At 72.7% G+C, this 19,332-nt stretch carries 16 protein-coding genes and 1 tRNA gene; 6 read left to right on the top strand and 11 right to left on the bottom strand.

Annotated features, from left to right (window positions below):
* Positions 1 to 467: 467 nt before the first annotated feature.
* Positions 468 to 1,643: a 4-hydroxyphenylpyruvate dioxygenase gene (hppD, locus tag ACIF9R_RS17010; RefSeq protein ID WP_399980238.1), complete on the bottom strand. Its 1,176-nt coding sequence runs from the start codon at positions 1,641 to 1,643 to the stop codon at positions 468 to 470.
* Between the two features lie 122 nt (positions 1,644 to 1,765).
* Between hppD and ACIF9R_RS17005 the strand changes: the two genes are divergently transcribed.
* From ACIF9R_RS17005 to ACIF9R_RS16985, 5 genes are read left to right on the top strand one after another with little or no spacing between them, the layout of a single operon-like run.
* Positions 1,766 to 2,236 (top strand): Lrp/AsnC family transcriptional regulator, encoded by a 471-nt coding sequence (locus ACIF9R_RS17005; RefSeq protein ID WP_399980235.1) that lies wholly within the window; start codon positions 1,766 to 1,768, stop codon positions 2,234 to 2,236.
* Positions 2,237 to 2,266: 30 nt separating this feature from the next.
* On the top strand, positions 2,267 to 2,914 hold the full coding sequence (locus ACIF9R_RS17000) for an ABC transporter permease (RefSeq protein WP_399980232.1): 648 nt from the start codon (positions 2,267 to 2,269) through the stop codon (positions 2,912 to 2,914).
* Positions 2,915 to 2,972: 58 nt separating this feature from the next.
* Positions 2,973 to 4,232, top strand: a complete 1,260-nt coding sequence (locus ACIF9R_RS16995; protein ID WP_399980414.1) for a betaine/proline/choline family ABC transporter ATP-binding protein — start codon at positions 2,973 to 2,975, stop codon at positions 4,230 to 4,232.
* Positions 4,229 to 5,107: an ABC transporter permease gene (locus ACIF9R_RS16990; RefSeq protein ID WP_399980230.1), complete on the top strand. Its 879-nt coding sequence runs from the start codon at positions 4,229 to 4,231 to the stop codon at positions 5,105 to 5,107. Before ACIF9R_RS16995 ends, ACIF9R_RS16990 begins: the two co-directional genes overlap by 4 nt.
* Positions 5,104 to 6,087, top strand: a complete 984-nt coding sequence (locus tag ACIF9R_RS16985) for a glycine betaine ABC transporter substrate-binding protein (protein ID WP_399980227.1) — start codon at positions 5,104 to 5,106, stop codon at positions 6,085 to 6,087. Before ACIF9R_RS16990 ends, ACIF9R_RS16985 begins: the two co-directional genes overlap by 4 nt.
* A 20-nt stretch (positions 6,088 to 6,107) precedes the next feature.
* Here ACIF9R_RS16985 and ACIF9R_RS16980 read toward each other — a convergent pair whose 3' ends face one another.
* The 6 genes from ACIF9R_RS16980 to ACIF9R_RS16955 form a co-directional block, all read right to left on the bottom strand.
* Entirely contained in the window at positions 6,108 to 6,899 is a 792-nt protein-coding gene (locus ACIF9R_RS16980; RefSeq protein ID WP_399980225.1) for a S16 family serine protease, read from the bottom strand.
* Positions 6,900 to 6,978: 79 nt separating this feature from the next.
* Positions 6,979 to 7,620, bottom strand: a complete 642-nt coding sequence (locus ACIF9R_RS16975) for an IclR family transcriptional regulator (protein ID WP_399980223.1) — start codon at positions 7,618 to 7,620, stop codon at positions 6,979 to 6,981.
* Between the two features lie 277 nt (positions 7,621 to 7,897).
* On the bottom strand, positions 7,898 to 9,739 hold the full coding sequence (locus ACIF9R_RS16970) for a DEAD/DEAH box helicase (protein WP_399980220.1): 1,842 nt from the start codon (positions 9,737 to 9,739) through the stop codon (positions 7,898 to 7,900).
* A gap of 85 nt (positions 9,740 to 9,824) precedes the next feature.
* Entirely contained in the window at positions 9,825 to 10,193 is a 369-nt protein-coding gene (locus ACIF9R_RS16965; protein WP_399980218.1) for a type II toxin-antitoxin system death-on-curing family toxin, read from the bottom strand.
* The gene (locus ACIF9R_RS16960) at positions 10,193 to 10,390 is read right to left on the bottom strand and encodes a hypothetical protein (RefSeq protein WP_399980215.1); all 198 of its coding nucleotides are present in this window, start codon (positions 10,388 to 10,390) and stop codon (positions 10,193 to 10,195) included. Before ACIF9R_RS16960 ends, ACIF9R_RS16965 begins: the two co-directional genes overlap by 1 nt.
* Before the next feature lie 33 nt (positions 10,391 to 10,423).
* Positions 10,424 to 11,887 (bottom strand): MFS transporter, encoded by a 1,464-nt coding sequence (locus ACIF9R_RS16955; RefSeq protein ID WP_399980213.1) that lies wholly within the window; start codon positions 11,885 to 11,887, stop codon positions 10,424 to 10,426.
* Positions 11,888 to 12,107: 220 nt separating this feature from the next.
* On the opposite strand from ACIF9R_RS16955, the gene ACIF9R_RS16950 reads away from it, so the two are divergent.
* Positions 12,108 to 12,182 (top strand) — tRNA-Cys (locus tag ACIF9R_RS16950).
* Between the two features lie 102 nt (positions 12,183 to 12,284).
* On the opposite strand, the gene ACIF9R_RS16945 is transcribed toward ACIF9R_RS16950, so the two are convergent.
* The 4 genes from ACIF9R_RS16945 to ACIF9R_RS16930 all read right to left on the bottom strand — a co-directional run bounded on the left by ACIF9R_RS16945 (position 12,285) and on the right by ACIF9R_RS16930 (position 19,101).
* Positions 12,285 to 13,466 (bottom strand): SUKH-4 family immunity protein, encoded by a 1,182-nt coding sequence (locus ACIF9R_RS16945; RefSeq protein ID WP_399980211.1) that lies wholly within the window; start codon positions 13,464 to 13,466, stop codon positions 12,285 to 12,287.
* 291 nt (positions 13,467 to 13,757) lie between these two features.
* On the bottom strand, positions 13,758 to 16,064 hold the full coding sequence (locus ACIF9R_RS16940) for a xanthine dehydrogenase family protein molybdopterin-binding subunit (RefSeq protein WP_399980209.1): 2,307 nt from the start codon (positions 16,062 to 16,064) through the stop codon (positions 13,758 to 13,760).
* Positions 16,061 to 18,211, bottom strand: a complete 2,151-nt coding sequence (locus ACIF9R_RS16935; RefSeq protein ID WP_399980207.1) for a 2Fe-2S iron-sulfur cluster-binding protein — start codon at positions 18,209 to 18,211, stop codon at positions 16,061 to 16,063. The genes ACIF9R_RS16940 and ACIF9R_RS16935 overlap by 4 nt, the downstream gene beginning before the upstream one ends.
* Complete coding sequence (locus tag ACIF9R_RS16930) at positions 18,208 to 19,101, bottom strand: FAD binding domain-containing protein (protein WP_399980205.1); 894 nt, start codon at positions 19,099 to 19,101, stop codon at positions 18,208 to 18,210. The genes ACIF9R_RS16935 and ACIF9R_RS16930 overlap by 4 nt, the downstream gene beginning before the upstream one ends.
* Positions 19,102 to 19,332 lie beyond the last annotated feature (231 nt).

Raw genomic sequence — 19,332 nt, 5'->3', positions numbered from 1 at the left:
GGCAACCCGCAGGCACCCCCCACGCCCTCCGCGGCCCCGCACGGCGCAACCCGCAGGCACCCCCCACGCCCTCCGCGGCCCCGCACGGCGCAACCCGCAGGCACCCCCCACGCCCTCCGCGGGCAGTCGTGCCGCAGGGCGGCACGGGTGGGCGCGACGGCACCCCGCAGGCGCCGGGTTGCGCACACACCGCCCGGTGACATGACCGCCCACAGTTGGCGACGCTGCTGAGGTACCCCTGGTGGTGCTGGTCGGGGGGACGTGGCGCAGCCCGGCGCCTGCGGGGTGCCGCTGCGCCCACCCGTGCCGCCCTGCGGCACGACTGCCCGCAGTGGGGCAGGCGGCGGGCCCCGCGGCCGGGTGGGCTGCGAGCCCCGCGGCCGAGTGGGCGGCGGGCCCCGCGGCCGGGTGGGCGGCGGGCCCCGCGGCGGGGTGGGCGGCGGGCCCCGCGGCGGGGTGGGCGGCGGTTACAGGTTGCCGCGTTTGGCCTGCTCTCGTTCGATCGCTTCGAAGAGCGCCTTGAAGTTGCCCTTGCCGAAGCCCATGGACCCGTGGCGTTCGATGAGTTCGAAGAACACCGTCGGGCGGTCCTGGACCGGCTTGGTGAAGATCTGCAGCAGGTAGCCGTCCTCGTCCCGGTCGACGAGGATCTTCAGCTCGCGCAGCGTCTCCACCGGCACCCGCGTCTCCCCCGCCCACTCGCCGAGCGTGTCGTAGTACGAGTCGGGGGTGTCGAGGAACTGCACACCGGCCGCGCGCATCTGGCGGACGGTCTGCACGATGTCGTTGGTGTTCAGCGCGATGTGCTGCACGCCCGCGCCGCCGTAGAACTCCAGGTACTCGTCGATCTGGGACTTCTTCTTGGCGATGGCCGGCTCGTTGATCGGGAACTTGACCTTGAGCGTGCCGTCGGCGACCACCTTCGACATCAGCGCGCTGTACTCGGTGGCGATGTCGTCGCCCACGAACTCCTTCATGTTCGTGAAGCCCATGACGTTGTTGTAGAACGCGACCCACTCGTTCATCCGGCCGAGCTCGACGTTGCCGACGCAGTGGTCGATCGCCTGGAAGGAGCTCCCCCAGCCTTCGGCCGGGAGGTGCCCCCAGGCCGGCGGCTCGACGATCGGGTCGGCGGCGACGAAGCCCGGCAGGTAGGGGCCGTCGTAGCCGGAGCGGTCGACCAGCGTGTGGCGGGTCTTGCCGTAGGTGGCGATCGCCGCGAGGACGACGGTGCCGTGCTCGTCCTTCAGCTCGTACGGCTCCGCGACCGAGCGGGCGCCGTGCTCGATGGCGTAGGCGTACGCGGCTCGGGCGTCCGGGACCTCCAGGGCGAGGTCGACGACGCCGTCGCCGTGCGCGGCCACGTGGTCGGCGAGGAAGGCGCCCCATTCGGTGGACTGCTTGATCACCGAGGTGAGGACGAAGCGGGCGGAGCCGCTTTCCAGGACGTAGGAAGCGGTCTCACGGCTGCCGTTCTCCGGTCCGGAGTAGGCGACCAGCTTCATGCCGAACGCGGTGGAGTAGTAGTGGGCCGCCTGTTTGGCGTTGCCCACGGCGAAGACGACCGCGTCCATTCCCTTGACCGGGAAGGGGTCGGCCTGCCGGGCGGTCGCTTCGGGAGTGCGGTGTGTGGTCTGCGTCATAGGGGCAGGGTGGGCCAGCTCTGCAAGGTGCGCAATAGTTTGCCTGTTCACTGGGCAATGTGTTCAGTCCGATGCCCGTCGGCTCGGGCTTTCTGTGCAGGATGACCATCGAGGAGGCCGGCATGGCGATCGATCATCTGGACGGGCGGATCATCCTGCTGCTGGCGCGTGAGCCGCGGATCGGGGTGCTGGAGATGTCCCGCCGGCTGGGGGTGGCGCGCGGAACCGTGCAGGCCCGCCTCGACCGGCTTCAGTCGAACGGAGTCATCCGCGGATTCGGCCCCGAGGTGGATCCGGCGGCCCTCGGCTACCCGGTCACGGCGTTCGCCACGCTCCAGATCCGGCAGGGTCAAGGAGCCGACGTACGGGCGCACTTGGCGAGTGTGCCGGAGGTGCTGGAACTGCACACCACGACCGGTACGGGGGACATGATGTGCCGGCTGGTGGCGCGCTCCAACGCCGATCTTCAACGGGTGATCGACCGCGTGGTCGGTTTTGATGGCATCGTCCGGGCCTCCACGGCGATCGTCATGGAGAATCCCGTTCCGCTGCGGATCATCCCGCTGGTGGAGCAGGCCGCGCTCGGCGACTGACCCGATCTGGCGGAGCTGGGGTGAGCCGTTGTGAACTTCTGGGAGTACCTGGGGAGCCGGCATCAGCAGATCCTCGCCGACGCCTACCAGCACGCCAGCGTCGTCTTCCAGTGCATGGTGGTGGCGACCCTGCTCGGCGTGTCGATCGGGGTGCTCACCTACCGCAGCGAGTGGGCGGGCAACCTCGCCACCACCGCGACCGCGACCCTGCTGACCATTCCCGCGCTGGCCATGATCGGTCTGCTGATCCCGATCGTCGGGCTCGGGGTGCCTCCGACGGTGATCGCGCTGACGCTGTACGGGCTGCTGCCGATCGTGCGGAACGCGATCGTGGGCCTGCGCGGGGTCGACCCGTCGCTGGTGGACGCGGCCACGGGGATCGGGATGTCGCGCGCGGCCCGGCTGGCGCGGGTGGAGCTGCCGCTGGCGTGGCCGCCCATCCTGACCGGGATCCGGGTCTCCACCCAGATGCTCATGGGCATCGCGGCCATCGCCGCCTTCGCCTCGGGCCCCGGCCTGGGCAACCTGATCTTCCGCGGGATCGCCTCGCTGGGCAGTTCGAACGCGCTGAACCAGGTACTGGCGGGCACCCTCGGGATCATCGTCCTCGCGCTGCTGTTCGACGCCGCGTATGTGCTGATCGGCCGGCTGACCATTCCCAGGGGGATCCGTGCCTGAGTCCGGGGCTGATTCCGTGGCCGGTGCCGGTGCCGTACCCGGTGACGCGCCCGACGCGGTGCCCGACCCCGGGACCTCGGGGGCGGCGTCCCGGTCGGTCGGGGCCACCATCGAGCTGGAGGGCCTGACCAAGCGGTACCCGGGCAGTGCGCTGCCGGCCGTCGACAACGTCACGATGGACATCAAGGAGGGCGAGACGGTGATCCTCGTCGGCCCGTCGGGCTGCGGGAAGTCCACCCTCCTGAAGATGATCAACCGGCTGATCGAGCCGACGGGCGGCCGGATCCGTATCGGCGGCGAGGACGTCACCGACATGGACCCGGTGCGGCTGCGCCGCAAGATCGGGTACGCGATCCAGGCGAGCGGGCTGTTCCCGCACATGACGGTGGCGCAGAACATCGCCCTCGTGCCGAGGATGCTGCGCTGGCCGGCGGCCCGGGTGCGGACGCGGGTGGAGGAGATGCTGGACCTGGTCGGTCTGGACCCGGGTGAGTTCCACGGCCGCTACCCGCGGCAGCTCTCCGGCGGTCAGCAGCAGCGGGTGGGCGTGGCGCGGGCGCTGGCGGCGGATCCGCCGGTGCTGTTGATGGACGAGCCGTTCGGGGCGGTGGACCCGATCACCCGGGACCACCTCCAGGACGAGCTGATCCGGCTCCAGCGGGAGCTGCACAAGACGATCGTCTTCGTCACCCACGACTTCGACGAGGCGATCAAGCTCGGCGACCGGATCGCGGTGCTGCGCGAACGCTCCCACATCGCCCAGTTCGACACCCCGGAGGCGATCCTCACCAACCCCGCCGACGACTTCGTGTCCGGTTTCGTCGGCGCGGGCGCGGCGCTGAAACGGCTCAACCTGACCCGGGTGCGGGACGTGGGGATCACCGACTACCCGACGGTGAGCATCGACGACCCGCTCCAGGAGATCATCGACAGGCTCCGCTCCGGCGGCACCAACGAGGTGCTGGTCCTCGACAAGCGGGGCCGCCCCTACAAGTGGCTGCGGCGCGGCGACATGATGCGGGCCAAGGGTTCCCTGGCCCGCGCGGGCGCGCTGGTGGGCGACACGGTGACCCGGGACGCGACCCTGCGGGACGCGCTGGAGGCGGTGCTCACCGACAACACCGGCCGGGTCCCGGTCACCGGGCGGCACGGCGCGTACGAGGGTGTGGTGGACGTGGAGACGCTGATGAACTCCGTGCACGAACTGCTGGAGGCGGACCGGCTGGAGGCGCGGGAGGCGCAGGCCGGCCTGCAGGACCGCCAGGCCTCGCAGACGCACGCCGAGCAGGAGGGCTTCGGAGGGACGGAGAAGGCGTGAGGACCTCTTCCGGGCGGCGGCCCGAGGACGAGCACGAGGTGAGGGGGCCGGCCTCCTCCCGGGACGAGGGCGGCGGGCCGTCCGGCGACGACACCGGGGGCGCGACGGGCACTCCCCCGTCCTCGGCCACCGGGCGGACCCGGGTGACCTGGCAGAAGCTGACGCTCCTGCCGGCGGTGCTGATCGCCGTGCTGCTCGCGACCTGGCTGTGGTTCACGCAGGCGGACCTCGACCCGCTCACCCGGAACGCGCTGTCGGACGGGCAGGTCTCCAAGGCGCTGTGGCAGCACATCGCGCTCACCGCGATCTCGACGTTCTTCGTGCTGATCATCGCGATCCCGCTGGGCATCGTGCTGACCCGTCCGATGTTCCGCAGGGCCACGCCGGTCGCGATGGCGTTCGCCAACATGGGCCAGGCCACCCCGGCGATCGGCCTGCTGGCGCTGCTGGTGATCTGGCTGGGCATCGGCCGCCGGGCCGCCCTGATCGGCATCATCGCCTACGCCGTGCTGCCGGTGCTGTCCAACACCATCGCCGGGCTGAAGGCCAACGACCCGACGCTGCTGGAGGCGGCACGCGGAATCGGCATGTCCCCGCTGGGCGTGCTCACACGGGTGGAGCTGCCGCTGGCCGTTCCGCTCATCCTCGGAGGGGTACGGACGGCGCTCGTCCTGAACGTCGGCACGGCGACGCTGGCCACGTTCGGCGGCGGCGGCGGGCTGGGCGTGCTGATCACCACCGGCATCACCAGCCAGCGGATGCCGGTGCTGATGGTGGGCTCGATCCTCACCGTCGCGCTCGCGCTGCTGGTGGAGTGGCTGGCCTCGCTGGCGGAACTGCTGCTGCGGCCGCGCGGGCTGGAGGCGGGCTCATGAGACGTGCCGGTCCCCTGCTCGCCGGTGCGCTGCTCGCCGGTGCGCTGCTGCTGGTGGCGGCCGCGGGCTGCGGACTGACCAGCGGGTCCCCGATGGTCGACGACGTGGAACCGGGTTCGATCGGCCGGGGCAGGCCGTTGGAGGGCGCGAAACTCACCGTGACCTCCAAGGAGTTCACCGAGCAGCTGATCCTCGGCGCGATCATGGGCATCGCCTTTCAGGCGGCCGGCGCGGAGGTGATCGACCGGACCGGGATCCAGGGTTCGGTGGGGTCGCGGGAGGCGGTCGTCAAGGGCGACGCGGATGCCGGGTTCGAGTACACGGGCACCGCGTGGATCACGTACCAGGGCAACAGCAAGCCGATCCCCGATCCGCGTGAGCAGTGGCTGGCGGTGCGGGACGCGGACGTGAAGGAAGGGGTGACCTGGCTGGAGCCGTCGGAACTGAACAACACCTACGCCCTCGCCATGAACCAGGCGAACTTCGAGAAGTACGGCACCCGGACCCTCTCCGACGTGGCCGAGCTGGCGAAGTCCGACCCGGGTGCGGTGACGCTGTGCGTGGAGGGCGAGTTCGCCAACCGCGCGGACGGGCTGCCGGGCATGGAGAAGGCGTACGGCATGCGCATCCCGGCGGGCAACGTCACGCAGATGGACACCGGGATCATCTACACCCAGACGGCCGAGGGCGCCTGCACCTACGGCGAGGTCTTCACCACCGACGGGCGCATCAAGTCCATGAACCTGGTGGTGATGGAGGACGACAGGAAGTTCTTCCCCAACTACAACGCGGCGCCGACGATCAACTCCGGCACCTTCGAGAAGTGGCCGGCCATCGCCGAGGTCCTGGCCCCGGTCACCAAGAAGCTGGACAACGACGTGGCTCAGACGCTGAACGCGAAGGTGGACGTCGACGGGGAGGACCCGCACCAGGTGGCGCTGGACTGGATGGTGGAGGAAGGGTTCGTCAGGGAGAACTGACAGGTGAGGGCGGCGGCGGGCTAGCAGCTCGGGACCGTGCCGGTGCCCTTCTCCAGGTTGACCAGTGCCTCCACGGCGCCCTTGAGGGTGGTGACCGGGATCAGTCGCAGGCCCTCGGGGAGTTCGGCCTGCGCGTCGGCGCACTCGGCCTTGGGGACGAGGAAGACGGTGGCGCCGTCCCGCTCCGCCGCCTGCGTCTTCAGGGGGACGCCGCCGACCGCGCCGACGGTGCCGTCCCCGTCGATCGTGCCCGTACCGGCGACGACCCGGCCGCCGGTGAGGTCGCCGCCACTGCCGTCGCCGTTCAGCTTGTCGACGATGCCGAGGGAGAACAGCAGGCCGGCGCTGGGTCCGCCGACGTCGGCGAGCTTCAGGCTGACGTCGATGCCGTCGTCCTCACGGTTCAGGTAGTCCAGCGCGGCCCGGGTCGCCTCGTCCTGGGACTCCTTCATCTGCTTCCGGTTGTACTGCTCGATCTCCTTGACGTTGTCGCCGCTGGGGTAGACCGCGTCGCGCGGCATGACCGCCTGGTCGGTGCTGAACCAGCTGTCGATCACGTCCGGGAGTCCGACGCGGGTGTCCGGGGAGGTCGCCTCGATGGTCGTCATCCGCAGCTGCCCGCTGGTCTTCCGCACGGGTGCGCCGGAGATCGTGATGATCTGTGCCCCCTTGTTCTCGCCGAGCACGTCCGCGGTCATGCCGGGCTGCGCGACGGAGAAGGGCAGCGGGGCGAAGGCGGCGGTGGCCAGCAGGGCCACGAAGGGGGCGGCGCAGGCGGCGAGGACTCGGGGGCGCGTGAGGCGAGTGGGCACGAGGTAAATCTAACGTGCGCCCACTCCCCACCGGCCCCGGGCGGGTTCGGCCACCGTGGGCGGTACGGCTGGCGCTGCGCTAGCGCAGGGCCTCGGCGACTTCTCGGGCCGCGTCCAGGACCCGCGCTCCCACCCGCTCCGGCACGACCTCCGCCAGCATGACCACGCCCACGCTGCCCTCGACCCCCGTCACGCCCAGCAGCGGCGCCGCCGCCCCGCAGGCGCCCGCCTCCAGTTCCCCGTGCGTCAGCGTGTACCCGGGATCCTCGCCGGACCGCTGCCGGGCGGACAGGATCGCCTTCCCCGCGGCCCCCCGCTCCAGCGGATGCCGGAACCCCGCCCGGTACGCCACGTGATAGTCCGTCCAGGACGGCTCCACCACGGCCACGGCCAGCGCCTCCGCCCCGTCCACCAGGGTCAGATGTGCGGTCGCGCCGATGTCCTCCGCCAGCGACCGCAGCGCCGGCATCGCGGCTTCCCGGACCAGCGGGTGCACCTGCCGCCCGAGCCTCAGCACCCCGAGCCCGACCCGGGCCCGTCCGCCCAGGTCACGGCGTACGAGCGCATGCTGTTCCAGCGTGGCGAGCAACCGGTACACAACGGTCCGGTTCACGCCCAGTTTGTGGGAAAGCTCGGTGACGGTCAGACCGTGGTCCGTGTCGGCGAGCAGCTTGAGGACACGTAGTCCCCTGTCGAGCGTCTGAGAGGTCTCCGCGGTCACGACGCCCACTCCTTCAGTGGTGAGGTCGGCGGTCCCCTCGCGGCGGTTGCGTCACCGAGTCCCGTCGGTCACGCGCTTCAGAGGCCGCCGATCGGCCGGCGGCCCGGCGGTGTCCCGGGCACAGTCGCTTCACGGCTGCGCTCCGCGGCGGCGCTGCCACGGGGCGTGTGCGTTGCGGGGACAGTAGCGAGCCGGTCCGGTGAGCGGAAGCCTCCGTCCAGAATCCGGGCACTCCCACCGGGAAGTGGTTCCGTTTGTCCTCATACGCGCACCCGGGTCATCGCATGCGCGTGGCCCACTCCTGCACCTTCTCGATCCGCTGGCGCAGTTGTCCCGCGGTGGCCTCGGCGGAGGGCGGGCCACCGCAGACCCGGCGCAGCTCGGTGTGGATCACGCCGTGCGGTTTGCCGCTCTGGTGGACGTACGCGCCGACCAGGTTGTTGAGCCGCTTGCGCAGCTCCATCATCTCCTTGTGGGAGACCACCGGGCGCCGCTCGGCGGGCAGCTCCAGCAGGTCCGCCTCCTCGGCGGGCTTCTTGCGGCTGTGCGCGATCTGCCGGGCCTGCCGCTTCTGGAGCAGCAGCTGGACCTGGTCGGGTTCGAGGAGTCCCGGGATGCCGAGGTAGTCCTGCTCCTCCTCGCTGCCGGGGTGCGCCTGCATGCCGAACTCGGCGCCGTTGTACGTCACCCGGTCGAAGACCGCGTCGGACTCCAGCGCCTCGAAGGGGAGCATGTCCTGCTCGCCGGTGTCCTCGTCCTGCTCCCGGTTCGCCTCCTCCATCTCCTTCTCGGACTCGGCGTACGGGTCCTCCTCGCCGTCCTTCTTGGGCTTGTCGAGGACGTGGTCGCGTTCGCGCTCCATCTCGTTCGCGAAGCCGAGCAGGTCGGGGATGGTCGGCAGGAACACGGACGCGGTCTCGCCGCGCCGCCGGGACCGTACGAAGCGGCCGACGGCCTGGGCGAAGAACAGCGGGGTGGAGATGGTGGTGGCGTACACGCCGACCGCGAGACGCGGGACGTCGACGCCCTCGGACACCATGCGGACGGCGACCATCCAGCGGTCGGTGTTCCCGCTGAACTCGTCGATGTTCTTCGACGCCCCCGTGTCGTCGGACAGCACGACGGTGGCCTTGTCGCCGGTGATCTCGCGGATCAGCTTGGCGTACGCCCGCGCGGAGTCCTGGTCGGCGGCGATGACGAGGGCGCCGGCGTCCGGGATGGCCTTCCTGACCTCGGTGAGCCGCTGGTCGGCGGCGCGCAGCACGGCCGGCATCCACTCGCCGCGCGGGTCCAGCGCGGTGCGCCAGGCCTGGCTGACGGCGTCCTTGGTCATGGGCTCGCCGAGGCGGGCGGCGATCTCGTCACCGGCCTTGGTGCGCCAGCGCATATGGCCGCTGTACGACATGAAGATGACCGGACGGACGACGTGGTCGGCGAGGGCGGAGCCGTACCCGTAGGTGTAGTCGGCGGACGAGCGCCGGATCCCGTCGTCGCCCTCCTCGTACGTCACGAAGGGGATGGGGTTGGTGTCGGAGCGGAAGGGCGTACCGGTGAGCGCGAGCCGCCGGGTGGCCGGCTCGAACGCCTCCAGGCAGGCCTCACCCCAGGACTTGGAGTCACCGGCGTGGTGGATCTCGTCGAGGATGACGAGGGTCTTGCGCTGCTCGACCCGGTTGCGGTGCAGCATGGGGCGCACCCCGACACCGGCGTAGGTGACGGCGACGCCGTCGTACTCCTTGCCGAGCGGGCCCGCGCTGTACTCGGGGTCGAGCTTGATGCCTATCCGCGCGGCGGCCTCGGCCCACTGCTTCTTCAGGTGCTCGGTCGGCGCGACGACGGTCACCTGCTGCACGACATGGTGGTGCAGCAGCCAGGAGGCGAGCGTCAGCGCGAAGGTCGTCTTGCCGGCGCCGGGGGTGGCCACCGCCAGGAAGTCCCGGGGCTGTGCCTGGAGGTACTTGTCCATCGCCCTCTGCTGCCAGGCGCGCAGCTTGCCGGCGGTGCCCCAGGGGGCACGTCCGGGAAAGGCCGGGGACAGGTGGTGCGAGTGGGACGCGGTGCCGGCGGTGGTAGTCACGATCTCCGTCGGGGGTAGCTCGGGTACGGCGCATCGGCGCATGACGACCGGGCCACCCTACCGATGGCCCGGCGCCGTCAACGCCGGTACCGGGCCGCGCCACCCGGGGGTGGGACCGAGGTCACAGTCAGCGCGCGAAGCGCGGCAACCGGGACGCGATCTTGGGGACGTCCAGCGCGCCCTGACAGACATCCAGCACGAAGCGCTCTGCCTCGTCCACGTCGAAGTCCGCGTCCAGTGGATGTCCGTTCATGTGGAGAAAGACCCAGGTTGCGTACCAGGCAAGACGTCTGTTCCCGTCAACGAGGGCGTGATGGCGAGCGAGGGACTCCATGAAGGCTGCGGCCTTGTGCCGCACGTCCGGATACGCGTCCTGCCCGAACACGCTCGACTGAGGCCGTGCCAGCGCCGAGTCCAACAGCCCGTAATCGCGTACCTCGTCCGCCCCGAGCCGCTTCGCGAGGTTCAGCAGCTCGGGCAACGTGAGGTAGTGCATCAGGCGAGCCTCCGGTTCAGCTCCGCACTGCCCTTCAGCACATGGTCGGCCGCCTCGTTGAAAAGACGCGAATGTTCGTTTATGGCCGAAATCACGGCATCGTGGGCGAAGGCCTGCATGCTGCGCCCTTCCGCTGCGGCGCGCTCACGCAGGGCGTCGAGTTCTTCCTCGGTAAACCGCAGGTTCAGTCCAGCCATGACGTCGACGGTACTACGTGGTACCGCACGGTGTCATGCCGTTGCGGGGCGCACCCGCGTAGCCACCCACACCCCCACCAGCGCCACCGCCGCCATCGGCAGGAACACCGCGACGAAGGCGGCCGGGTGGGAGCCGGAGGCCTCCGTCGCCGCGTGGCCGACCGTGCCGCCGCCGAGGGCCGCGAAGGCGGCGCCGCCGACGGCCAGCAGCAGGACGTTGGAGAGGCCGTCGGAGATCTGGAGGGCGGCGGAGTTGGTGCCGGCCTCGGCGGGGGCGGAGAGCTGGAGCAGCAGGACGCTGGTGGAGGAGATCACCAGGCCCATGCCCAGGCAGCCGAAGGCCCAGGCAGCCGCAAGCGTCCAGGCGGGCACCGCCTCGATCAGCACGGCCGGGGCCGCCGCGATGGTCGCCGCCACCAGGACCATGCCGAGGGCCATCAGACGCTCCCGGTGCCGCTCGAGACGGGGGCGGGACTGCACCCAGGAGCCCAGCGCCCAGGTGACGCCGCCCGCCGCGAGCGAGAAGCCGGCCATCGTCGGACTGAGGCCCCGCTGGGTGACCAGCATCAGCGGGACGAAGGACTCCGCCGCGATGAAGGAACCGGCGGCGACTCCGCGCAGGAGGACGACCGAGGGCAGGCCCCGCGCCGCCCGGTAGGTGCCGCGCGGAAGCAGGCCCAGCACCGCCGGGACGAGCAGGGCCACGCCCAGCGCACCCGGCAGCAGGGACAGCCACCGCAGGTCCTGGACGGCGTACTGGAGGAGCCCGGCGCCGAAGGAGATCGCCAGGGCCAGCCGGATGCGGCGGCCGTCGAACGAGGCCGGCGCGTCCGTGCCCCCGTCCACCGGGCCGGAGGCCAGGCGCCGTATCTGCGGCAGCGCGAGCGCCAGCGGGAACACCACGAGGACCGGTATGCCGAGGAACACCCAGCGCCAGCCGATGTGCTCGGTCACCGCACCGGAGGCGAGCGGGCCGACGATCGAGGGGACGACCCAGCTCGCGGCGAACGCCGCCATGATCGCGGGCCGCAGCCGTTCCGGGTAGGCCCGCCCGACGACGACGTAGAGCGCGACGATCACCAGGCCGCCGCCGAGCCCCTGCACGGCCCGCCCCAGGATGAACGGCCACATCGCCCCGGCCGTCCCGGCGAGCACCAGACCGACCGCGAAGGAGGAGATGCCCCAGGTCAGCGGGGCGAGCGGGCCGCGCCGGTCGGACCACTGACCGGACAGCACCATGCCGAACAGGCTGGTGGTGAAGTACCCCGAGAACGCGAAGGCGTACAGCGGCACCCCGTTCAGTTCCCGCGCCGCGACCGGCATCGCCGTGCCGACCGCCGTCGCCTCGAAGGCGATCAGCAGGACGACGGAGACCACCCCGATGCTCAGCGCTCGGTAGGGGCGGCTCAGCACGGTGTCGTCGGGGGCGGCCGGGGCCGGGGAGGGGGCGTCGGCGGGGTCGACGACATCGGTGTCGTACGGCTTCGGGGCGGTCATGACCGCCAGAGTAAGGGGCGATGCCCGGTTTGACGCCTGTCGGGAGTCGGGACCCGCACCGGGACCTTGGTCGTAGGACCCGGCCCGCCCGTTCGTGAACGGCGTATGGCAGTCCCGTTGCGGCGCCCGGGTTTCCCTTGAGCACCGCCGGCGGCCCGCCGTACGGTCAACGTACCGGTTCGGAACGGCGAGGCCCCGCAGGGCACTTCGCCCCCGGCACGGCCGTGTGCCCGAGTGGCCCAGGGACTCGCCTGCAAAGCGAGGTACGCGGGTTCGATTCCCGCCACGGCCTCCACACAGGGCGGGGTGCTCCCGAAGGGGCGCGGGGAACTGCGCGATCGGCCACGACGGCGCCGCGGAGAAGCGACAACCCCTCACCACACTCCCAGCGGAGCGCTCAGAGCACCCCGCCCGCCTCGTCCTGGAAGAGCTCCGTCCAGTAGTGCCAGTCCGCGTCGGCGGTGGTGCCCGTCGGGTCGATCGAGGACAGGACCTGGATCATGGTCAGCGCCAGCTGGTCGTAGGTGTCACTGGTCAGGGCGTGACCCGACTCCTCGTCGATGGCGCGCTCCCGGTGGAGCAGCCAGAGGGTGAAGGCGAGCGTGGAGAGGTCCGTGTTCAGGGGGCGGAGGATCTCCTCCGGCTCGTTCCAGCTGAACACCGCGCCCGTGGCCCCGTCGACGACCAGGCTGTGGTCGTCGACGAGGTAACCGAGGCGTATCAGCTGCCCGGCGCGGGCGGGACGAAGGCCTGAGAGTTCTCCCCGGCAGTCCTCGGCGTAGTACTCCGCGAGGGTCCGCAGCGGCAGGTCCGTGTCCAGGGAGAACAGGAAGCCGTCCTCCGGCAGGCCCGTCTCGCGCAGGAAGCGGCGGGTCGGCTCGTGCGTGAGCGTCGCCGGGAAGTCGAGCTCCTCGAAACGGACCACCCCGCCCCGGCCGAATGCGTCGTCCAGCAGCCGGCGGGGGAGGTCCAGGGCGAGGCCCGATGCCGTACCCGGGCCCGCGATCAGGGCCAGGGGGCGGATCAGCGCGGCCATCCGCCAGAACGGGGCCGGCTCCTCGCCCTCGGCGCCCTCCTCGAAGACCGCGAGCAGCTGCCGGGATGCCTCGGCGACCGCCTCGGTGCCGTAGCGGCCGGCGTAGGCGGCGAACTGGCCACGCAGTCCCGCCAGTTCGTCCGTCGCCGCGGCGAACCGCACCAGAGTCGGCAGGGAGGGGGCGAGCGGGCGGCAGTCCATCAGATCGGGGCGGTCGTGGAACATGTACGTGGTGGAGACCTCGCCGGTCGCGCCGTCCAGGAGTACCGACTCCGTTTCCAGACCCGCCGGGCCCAGCAGCCCGCCGATGACCAGCTGGTCCCTCAATTCCGCGGAGAGCCGCTCGCCGGGGGCGTCCACCGAGCCGGCCACCGTGCACGGGCCGCCCTGCCGCGTCAGCTCCGCGAAGGTGAACAGGCCGCTGTCCGCGGGCAGTCCGGGCCCGGTCAGCCAGCGGCGCGTGGACGCGTGCGTGATGAAGGGATCGAGGTCGGCGTCGGTGAGTGTGATCGCCGCTGCGACAACGGTGTCGGTCGTGCTCATGATTCCCCCGCGATACGTGTGCTCGGTCCCGGGTCCGCGAACGTCCCGCCCCGGGCAGGACGGCACCGGCCCTCGTGGACCTGGCGGCCGTCCCCCACTGATCGGAACACTACGCGCCACCACTGACAACGGCCCCGGACCGGGGGCGCGGCGGCACCGACGCCCCTCGTCATCCCTCAAGACGCGTCCGCAACCGCTTGCGTTGCCTCGCCACAGTGAACGCCACGGAACCCACCGGGAATTCCCCGGCGTCCCCGGGAATGTCACGGGAGTTCACGCCGGGACGGCCGCTCAGCCCCCGGTGACCACCGCGGCCTGCGGGCGTATCGGCAGCCGGTTCACCGGACGGCCCGTGGCGGCCCGTACGGCGGAGGCGATGGCCGCCGGTGAGGTCACCACTGGGACCGCGCTGACCGCCTTCGCGCCGAACGGCGCGACCACGTCCCGCTCCTCGACCAGTTTCACGATGCGGATGTCCGGCGCGTCCAGCGCGGTCGGCAGGGCGTAGCCGGTGAGGTCGGGGTGGCGGACCAGACCGCGCGGGGTGCGCAGGTTCTCGGTGAGCGCCGCGCCCAGGCCCTGGGTCACGCCCGCCTCGATCCGGGCGGCCAGTTGCACCGGGTTCAGCACCCGGCCCACGTCCTGGGCGACCGCGAGTTCGACGACCCGTACCGAGCCGATCTCGATGTCGACGTCGACCACCGCGCGGACCGCGCAGAAGGCCATGCCGACGAACGCGTCGCCCTGGCCGGACTCGTCCAGCGGTTCGGTCGGATGCGGGCGGCACTGCGCGGTGGCCCACAGTTCCTTGCCGTCCAGCGCCTCCGTGACGGTCGTGGACAGTACGCCGTCGTACGAGGTGATCTTGCCGTCGGTGATCTGCAGCAGCTCGGTGGACATGCCGAACTTGTGCGCGAGCGGCTGGAGGAGCTGGGTGCGGACCATCTTCGCCGCGCGTTCCACCGCACCGCCCGACACCCAGGTGTGCCGGCCCCGGCAGCCGGGGCCGGCCGGGGGCTGGTCGGTGTCGACGGGCACCACGTGCACCTCGTCGACGCCGAGGGTCTCCTGGACGATCTGCCGGGCCAGGGTGGCGAAGCCCTGGCCGGTCTCGACGGCCGCGCACAGCACGGTCGCCACACCGCCCTGGACCCGCACGGTGGCCGTGGACACCTCGTCGGCGCCCTCCGCGCCGAGCATGTGCACCATGCCGAGGCCGTAGCCGACGCCCCGGCGCACCGCGCCCGGTTCGCCCGCGCCCTCGGGGCCGCCGGGCAGCAGCCACTCGTCCTCGGGGGTGTCCTTGGGCAGCGGCGGCAGCGGGAAGTCCCGTACCGCCTCGAGGAGTTCGGCGACGGGCGCCGGGCAGGTCACGGTCTGTCCCGTGGGCAGGAGGTCGCCGGTCGCCATGACGTTGCGCATCCGCAGTTCGGCCGGGTCGAGTCCGAGCTTCTTGGCCAGCTTGTCCATCTGCGCCTCGTAGGCGGCGCACACCTGGAGGGCGCCCTCGCCGCGCACATGGCCGGAGGGCGGGTTGTTGGTGCGTACGGCCCAGCCCTCGATGAACGCGTTCGGGACGACGTAGGGGCCGCAGGCGAAGGCGACGGCGGCGGCCAGGGCGTCGGAGGAGGTGTCGGCGTAGGCACCCGCGTCGAGCAGGATCTGCGCCTCGACCTTGACGAGTCGGCCCTCGGCGTCGGCGTGATGGCGGTAGCGCAGCAGAGTGGGGTGGCGGTGGGTGTGGCCGAGGAAGGACTCCTCGCGCGTGGCGGCGAGCTTCACCGGGCAGCCGGTCTTCAGCGCGAGCAGGCCGAGGGGGAGCTGGAAGCTCCGGTCCTCGCGGTCCGCGGTCGCGCCGGGCACCCCGGTGACGACGATTTTCACCCGATCGGGTTCCAGGCCGAACGCGGCGGCGGCGGTGTCCCGGTCGCCGTGCGGGTCGGTGGACGCCAGGTACAGCTCGACGCCGCCGTCCGGCCGGGGCACGGCGAGACCGGCCTCCGCACCTATGGGGGCGGGGTCCTGGCGGCCGACGCGGTACAGACCCTCGACCACGATGTCGCCGGCCGCGTCGGGGTCGCCGTGGCGCAGCGGGATGTGGCGGATCAGATTGCCGTCGGGGTGCAGCGGTTCGGCCTCGAAGGCCTGTTCGGGGTCGATGACCGGGTCGAGCACCTCGTACTCGACGATGACGGCGGCGGCGGCCATCCGCGCGGTGTCGGGGTGGTCCGCGGCGACGGCGGCGAGGGGCTCGCCGTGATGGCGCACGACCTCCGAGGCGAACACCGGACGGTCGGCCGTGCCGCGGCCGTGCGTCGGGGAGCCGGGTACGTCCTCGTGCGTGACCACCGCGCGGACACCGGGCATCTCGCGCGCGTGGGTGGTGTCGATGGACACGATCCGCGCGTGCGGGTGCGGGGAGCGCAGCACGGCCGCCCACAGCAGGCCCTCGGCCCACAGGTCGGCGGCGTACGGGAAGGTGCCCTCGGTCTTGGCGCGGGTGTCCGCGGCCGGGAGGGAGACGCCGAGCCCGTGCGGAACCGGTTCCGGCTCGGGAGCGGTCTCGGTGGCCTGTGCGGTGGTTGCCTCGCTGCTCACGCCTGGCCTCCGTCCTGGCCGTAGGGCTGGTCGTGGGACTGCTCATGGGGGCCGGGGCCGCCGAACGCCGAGGGGTTGACGCCGCCGGCGCCGGGGCCCGCCTGGTGCGGGATGCGGGGCGGGTCCGGCTCCCCGTCGGGATCGTCCTCGGCGGACGCGGAGCGCTCCCGCTCCTCGCGTTCGGCCACGACCTCCTGGACGGCGTCCACCACGCCCCGGTAGCCGGAGCAGCGGCACAGGTTGCCGCACAGTGCCTGGCGGGTCTCCAGGTCGCTGGGGGCGGGGTTGCCCTCCAGGAGGTCGTGCACGGTCATCGCCATGCCCGGTACGCAGAAGCCGCACTGCACGGCGCCGCACCGCGCGAGGGCGCGCTGCACGTCCGAGGGCCGGCCGTCCTGGGCCAGGCCCTCCACGGTACGGACCTCGCTGCCGGCCGCGGTGACGGCCGGGACCAGGCAGGACGCCACGAGCCGCCCGTCGACCTGCACGTTGCAGGCGCCGCACTCGCCCTGCGAGCAGCCGTCCTTGGCGCCGGCCAGGCCGAGCCGCTCGCGCAGCACGTAGAGCAGCGACTCGCCGATCCAGGCGTCGGTGACGGGCCGGTCGGTGCCGTTCACGCGGAGCACGTAGGAGGCGAGGGGGTGGTCGTCGTGGGGGGCGGTCGAAAGGGACGGTTCACCCGGACCGGCATCGGGCTCACCGGGTCCGGCGTCCGGGTCGCCCGGACCGGCGTCCAGGTCACCCGGGCCGGCGTCCGGTGCGCCCGAGTCGTCCCGGCCGCCCGGCGCCGGGACGGCGCGCGGAGCATCGGGCGCGGCCCCGTCGTCCGGGTGACCGCTCCCGTTCGGGGAGCCGCTCCCGTTCGGCGAACCGGCCTCGTCCGGGAAGGCGGCGTCGGCCACGGGCGCGCGCTCGGCGCCGGAACCCGGTCCGGCTTCCCTGCCCGGAGCGGCCCCGGTGCGGGCGGCGAACGGGTCCGCCGGGCCGCCGGTGGCGTCGTGGGTCCCGTGGGCACCCCCGGGAGCCTCCGGGGCACCCTCGGGGGCCTCCGGGGCCTTGGTGGCCTCTCCGGCCGCGGAGGGATTCCCCGCGGCGTCCCGGGCTCCGGTGTGCGGGTGCTCCCGGAGTCCGGCCGGGGCGCCGTCGGCCGCCTCCGCTCCGGACCGCCACCGCTGCTCCTCATGGCCCTCGGCCGGCCACGGCTGGGGCACGCCCGAGGACCGGTGCCCGTGGGGCGCGGACTGCTCCGGCCCGTCGTGGGCGGACGGTCCGCCGTACCCGCCCGCACCGGGCGGCCGTCCAGGCGCGTGGTCCTCGTCCCGGCCGGGTCCCTCCGGGGAACGTGGCCCCGGCTCACCGGGGTGGCCGGGCATGCCGGTGGACTCCCGCGCGGGTGCTTCCTGGGCTGACGACCGGCCGTACTCGCCCACGCCGGACGGATCACCAGGCGCGTGGTCCCCGCCCCGGACGGACCCGTCGTACGGCCGGGGTCCGGCCTCCTGCCGCTCTCGCGCGGGGTCGTACTGGCCGCCCTGCTGCTCGGAGTCCTGCGGCACGCCGGGCACGCCGGGTCCCCATGGCCGGCCGATGGACTGGGTGGTGGCCCAGGGGGCCGGAGCGCCACCCGGCAGGGTGGGCGGAGGAGTACCGCCGCCCCACTGGTCGACCAGGGTGGACGTGGTGAACTCGCCCGATTCGTCCGGCAGGTCACCGTCCGCGACGGGGATCGACCACTGGCCGGTGACGTCCTGGCCCGGCGCGGGGTTCTCCCCGGACGTCCCCTCGACGTTCCACTGCCCGGTGGCGCCGGGGTCGTACGCGAACCGGTCCCCCGCGGCCGGGTCCGTCCCGGCGGTCCGGGGGTCGTGCCACTGGGCGCCGTCGACGGGCGCACCGGGCACGGCCCAGGACCCGGTGGCCGACGGATCGGTGCCCGCGGTGGTCGCGGGGGTGACCGTGATCTGCGGCGGCACATAGCCGTGGCCGGGCGCGGCGAGCGGGGTCTCCATGGAGTCCAGCAGGGCGTCGATGCCCCCCTCGGGGAGGTTCACGAAGGCGGTGGCGCCGTCGTCGTAGTCGCCCTGGGGCAGCGGGTCCCAGCGGCTGCCGCCCGGGGGCCTGCCCTCTCCGTGCTGGTCGTCGGTCACGACAGCGCCCTCCCCAGTGCTCGTCGGGCCAGCGCGGCGACGGTGCGCCGCAGGTGCAGTACCGCGGGCGGAAGCGGTGGGACGGTGCCGTCCTCGCCGGGTGCGGCGTCGGGGATGCAGGCCGCGGCGACGTACTCCCCGAACGCGCTCAGTGCCTCGGGCACGATCGCGCGGTTGTTGTCCCAGTCGATGAGCTGCGCGACCCACTGCTCGGCCTGCAACGGCCTGAGCGGCATCGGCGCGATGGCACCGACGGCGCAGCGCACCCCGCGACGGGCGGGGTCGAGCACGAGGGCGACGGAGGCGACCGCGCGGCCGGGGCCGGTGCGGCCGGTCGCCTTCAGGAAGACCTGGGGGGCGTGCAGCAGCGGCACGCGCACATAGCCGATCAGTTCACCGGGCCGCAGCAGGTCCATTCCGGCCAGCAGGTGCGACACGGGGACCTCGCGGCGCTCTCCGCCCGGGCCCGCGACGACCAGCGTCGCCTCCAGCGCGGCCAGGACGGGCAGCGCGTCCCCGGTGGGGGCGGCGGAGGCGATGTTGCCGCCGAGGGTGCCCGCGTTGCGGATGTGCGGCGGTCCGGCGGCCCGCGCGGAGGCGGCGAGCGCCGGGATGAGGGCGGCGAAGTCGGGGCGGCCCATCCGCGCGTGGGTGAGGCCGGCGCCGAGCAGCGCGTGTCCGTCCAGGTACTGCCAGCCGCGGATCTCGCTGATCCTGCCGAGGCCGACCAGCGCGGCGGGCCTGAGCTGCCCGGAATTCACGGCGGCCATCAGGTCGGTGCCGCCCGCGACGGGCACGGCGGCGGGCATGGCCGTGAGCGCCGCCACGGCCTCGTCCAGGGTCGTGGGCAGCGTCACGGCCTGCGCCGCCTGCGGTGCATGCGTGCTCACAACCGACTGCCCCTTCCCGCTGCCCCACCTGGTCCCACCTGTGCGCCGTACGGTACGTGCTCACAGGGCGGACGTGGCAACTCTGGCACATCTTGGCAGGCGCCGAAGACGGGGGTCCGCTAGGAGGCATTGGCCCACCTCACCCCGGACGGGGGTGATTTCGCCAGGCATCTGCGGCGCGGGGCGCCTTGACACCCTTCAGCGCCCCTTGTGCCTGTATCGCACGATGTG

Source organism: Streptomyces sp. NPDC086080 (assembly GCF_044540255.1).
Taxonomy (GTDB): domain Bacteria; phylum Actinomycetota; class Actinomycetes; order Streptomycetales; family Streptomycetaceae; genus Streptomyces.
Note: the sequence above shows the minus strand (reverse complement) of the source record. Positions and strands in the feature narration are given on the sequence as shown.

Excerpts from the sequence above, each read along its gene's own strand:
- hppD (WP_399980238.1), bottom strand. The coding sequence starts at position 1,643 with ATGACGCAGACCACACACCGCACTCCCGAAGCGACCGCCCGGCAGGCC.
- ACIF9R_RS17005 (WP_399980235.1), top strand. The coding sequence starts at position 1,766 with ATGGCGATCGATCATCTGGACGGGCGGATCATCCTGCTGCTGGCGCGT.
- ACIF9R_RS16985 (WP_399980227.1), top strand. The coding sequence starts at position 5,104 with ATGAGACGTGCCGGTCCCCTGCTCGCCGGTGCGCTGCTCGCCGGTGCG.
- ACIF9R_RS16970 (WP_399980220.1), bottom strand. The coding sequence starts at position 9,739 with ATGCGCCGATGCGCCGTACCCGAGCTACCCCCGACGGAGATCGTGACT.
- ACIF9R_RS16965 (WP_399980218.1), bottom strand. The coding sequence starts at position 10,193 with ATGCACTACCTCACGTTGCCCGAGCTGCTGAACCTCGCGAAGCGGCTC.
- ACIF9R_RS16960 (WP_399980215.1), bottom strand. The coding sequence starts at position 10,390 with ATGGCTGGACTGAACCTGCGGTTTACCGAGGAAGAACTCGACGCCCTG.
- ACIF9R_RS16955 (WP_399980213.1), bottom strand. The coding sequence starts at position 11,887 with ATGACCGCCCCGAAGCCGTACGACACCGATGTCGTCGACCCCGCCGAC.
- ACIF9R_RS16945 (WP_399980211.1), bottom strand. The coding sequence starts at position 13,466 with ATGAGCACGACCGACACCGTTGTCGCAGCGGCGATCACACTCACCGAC.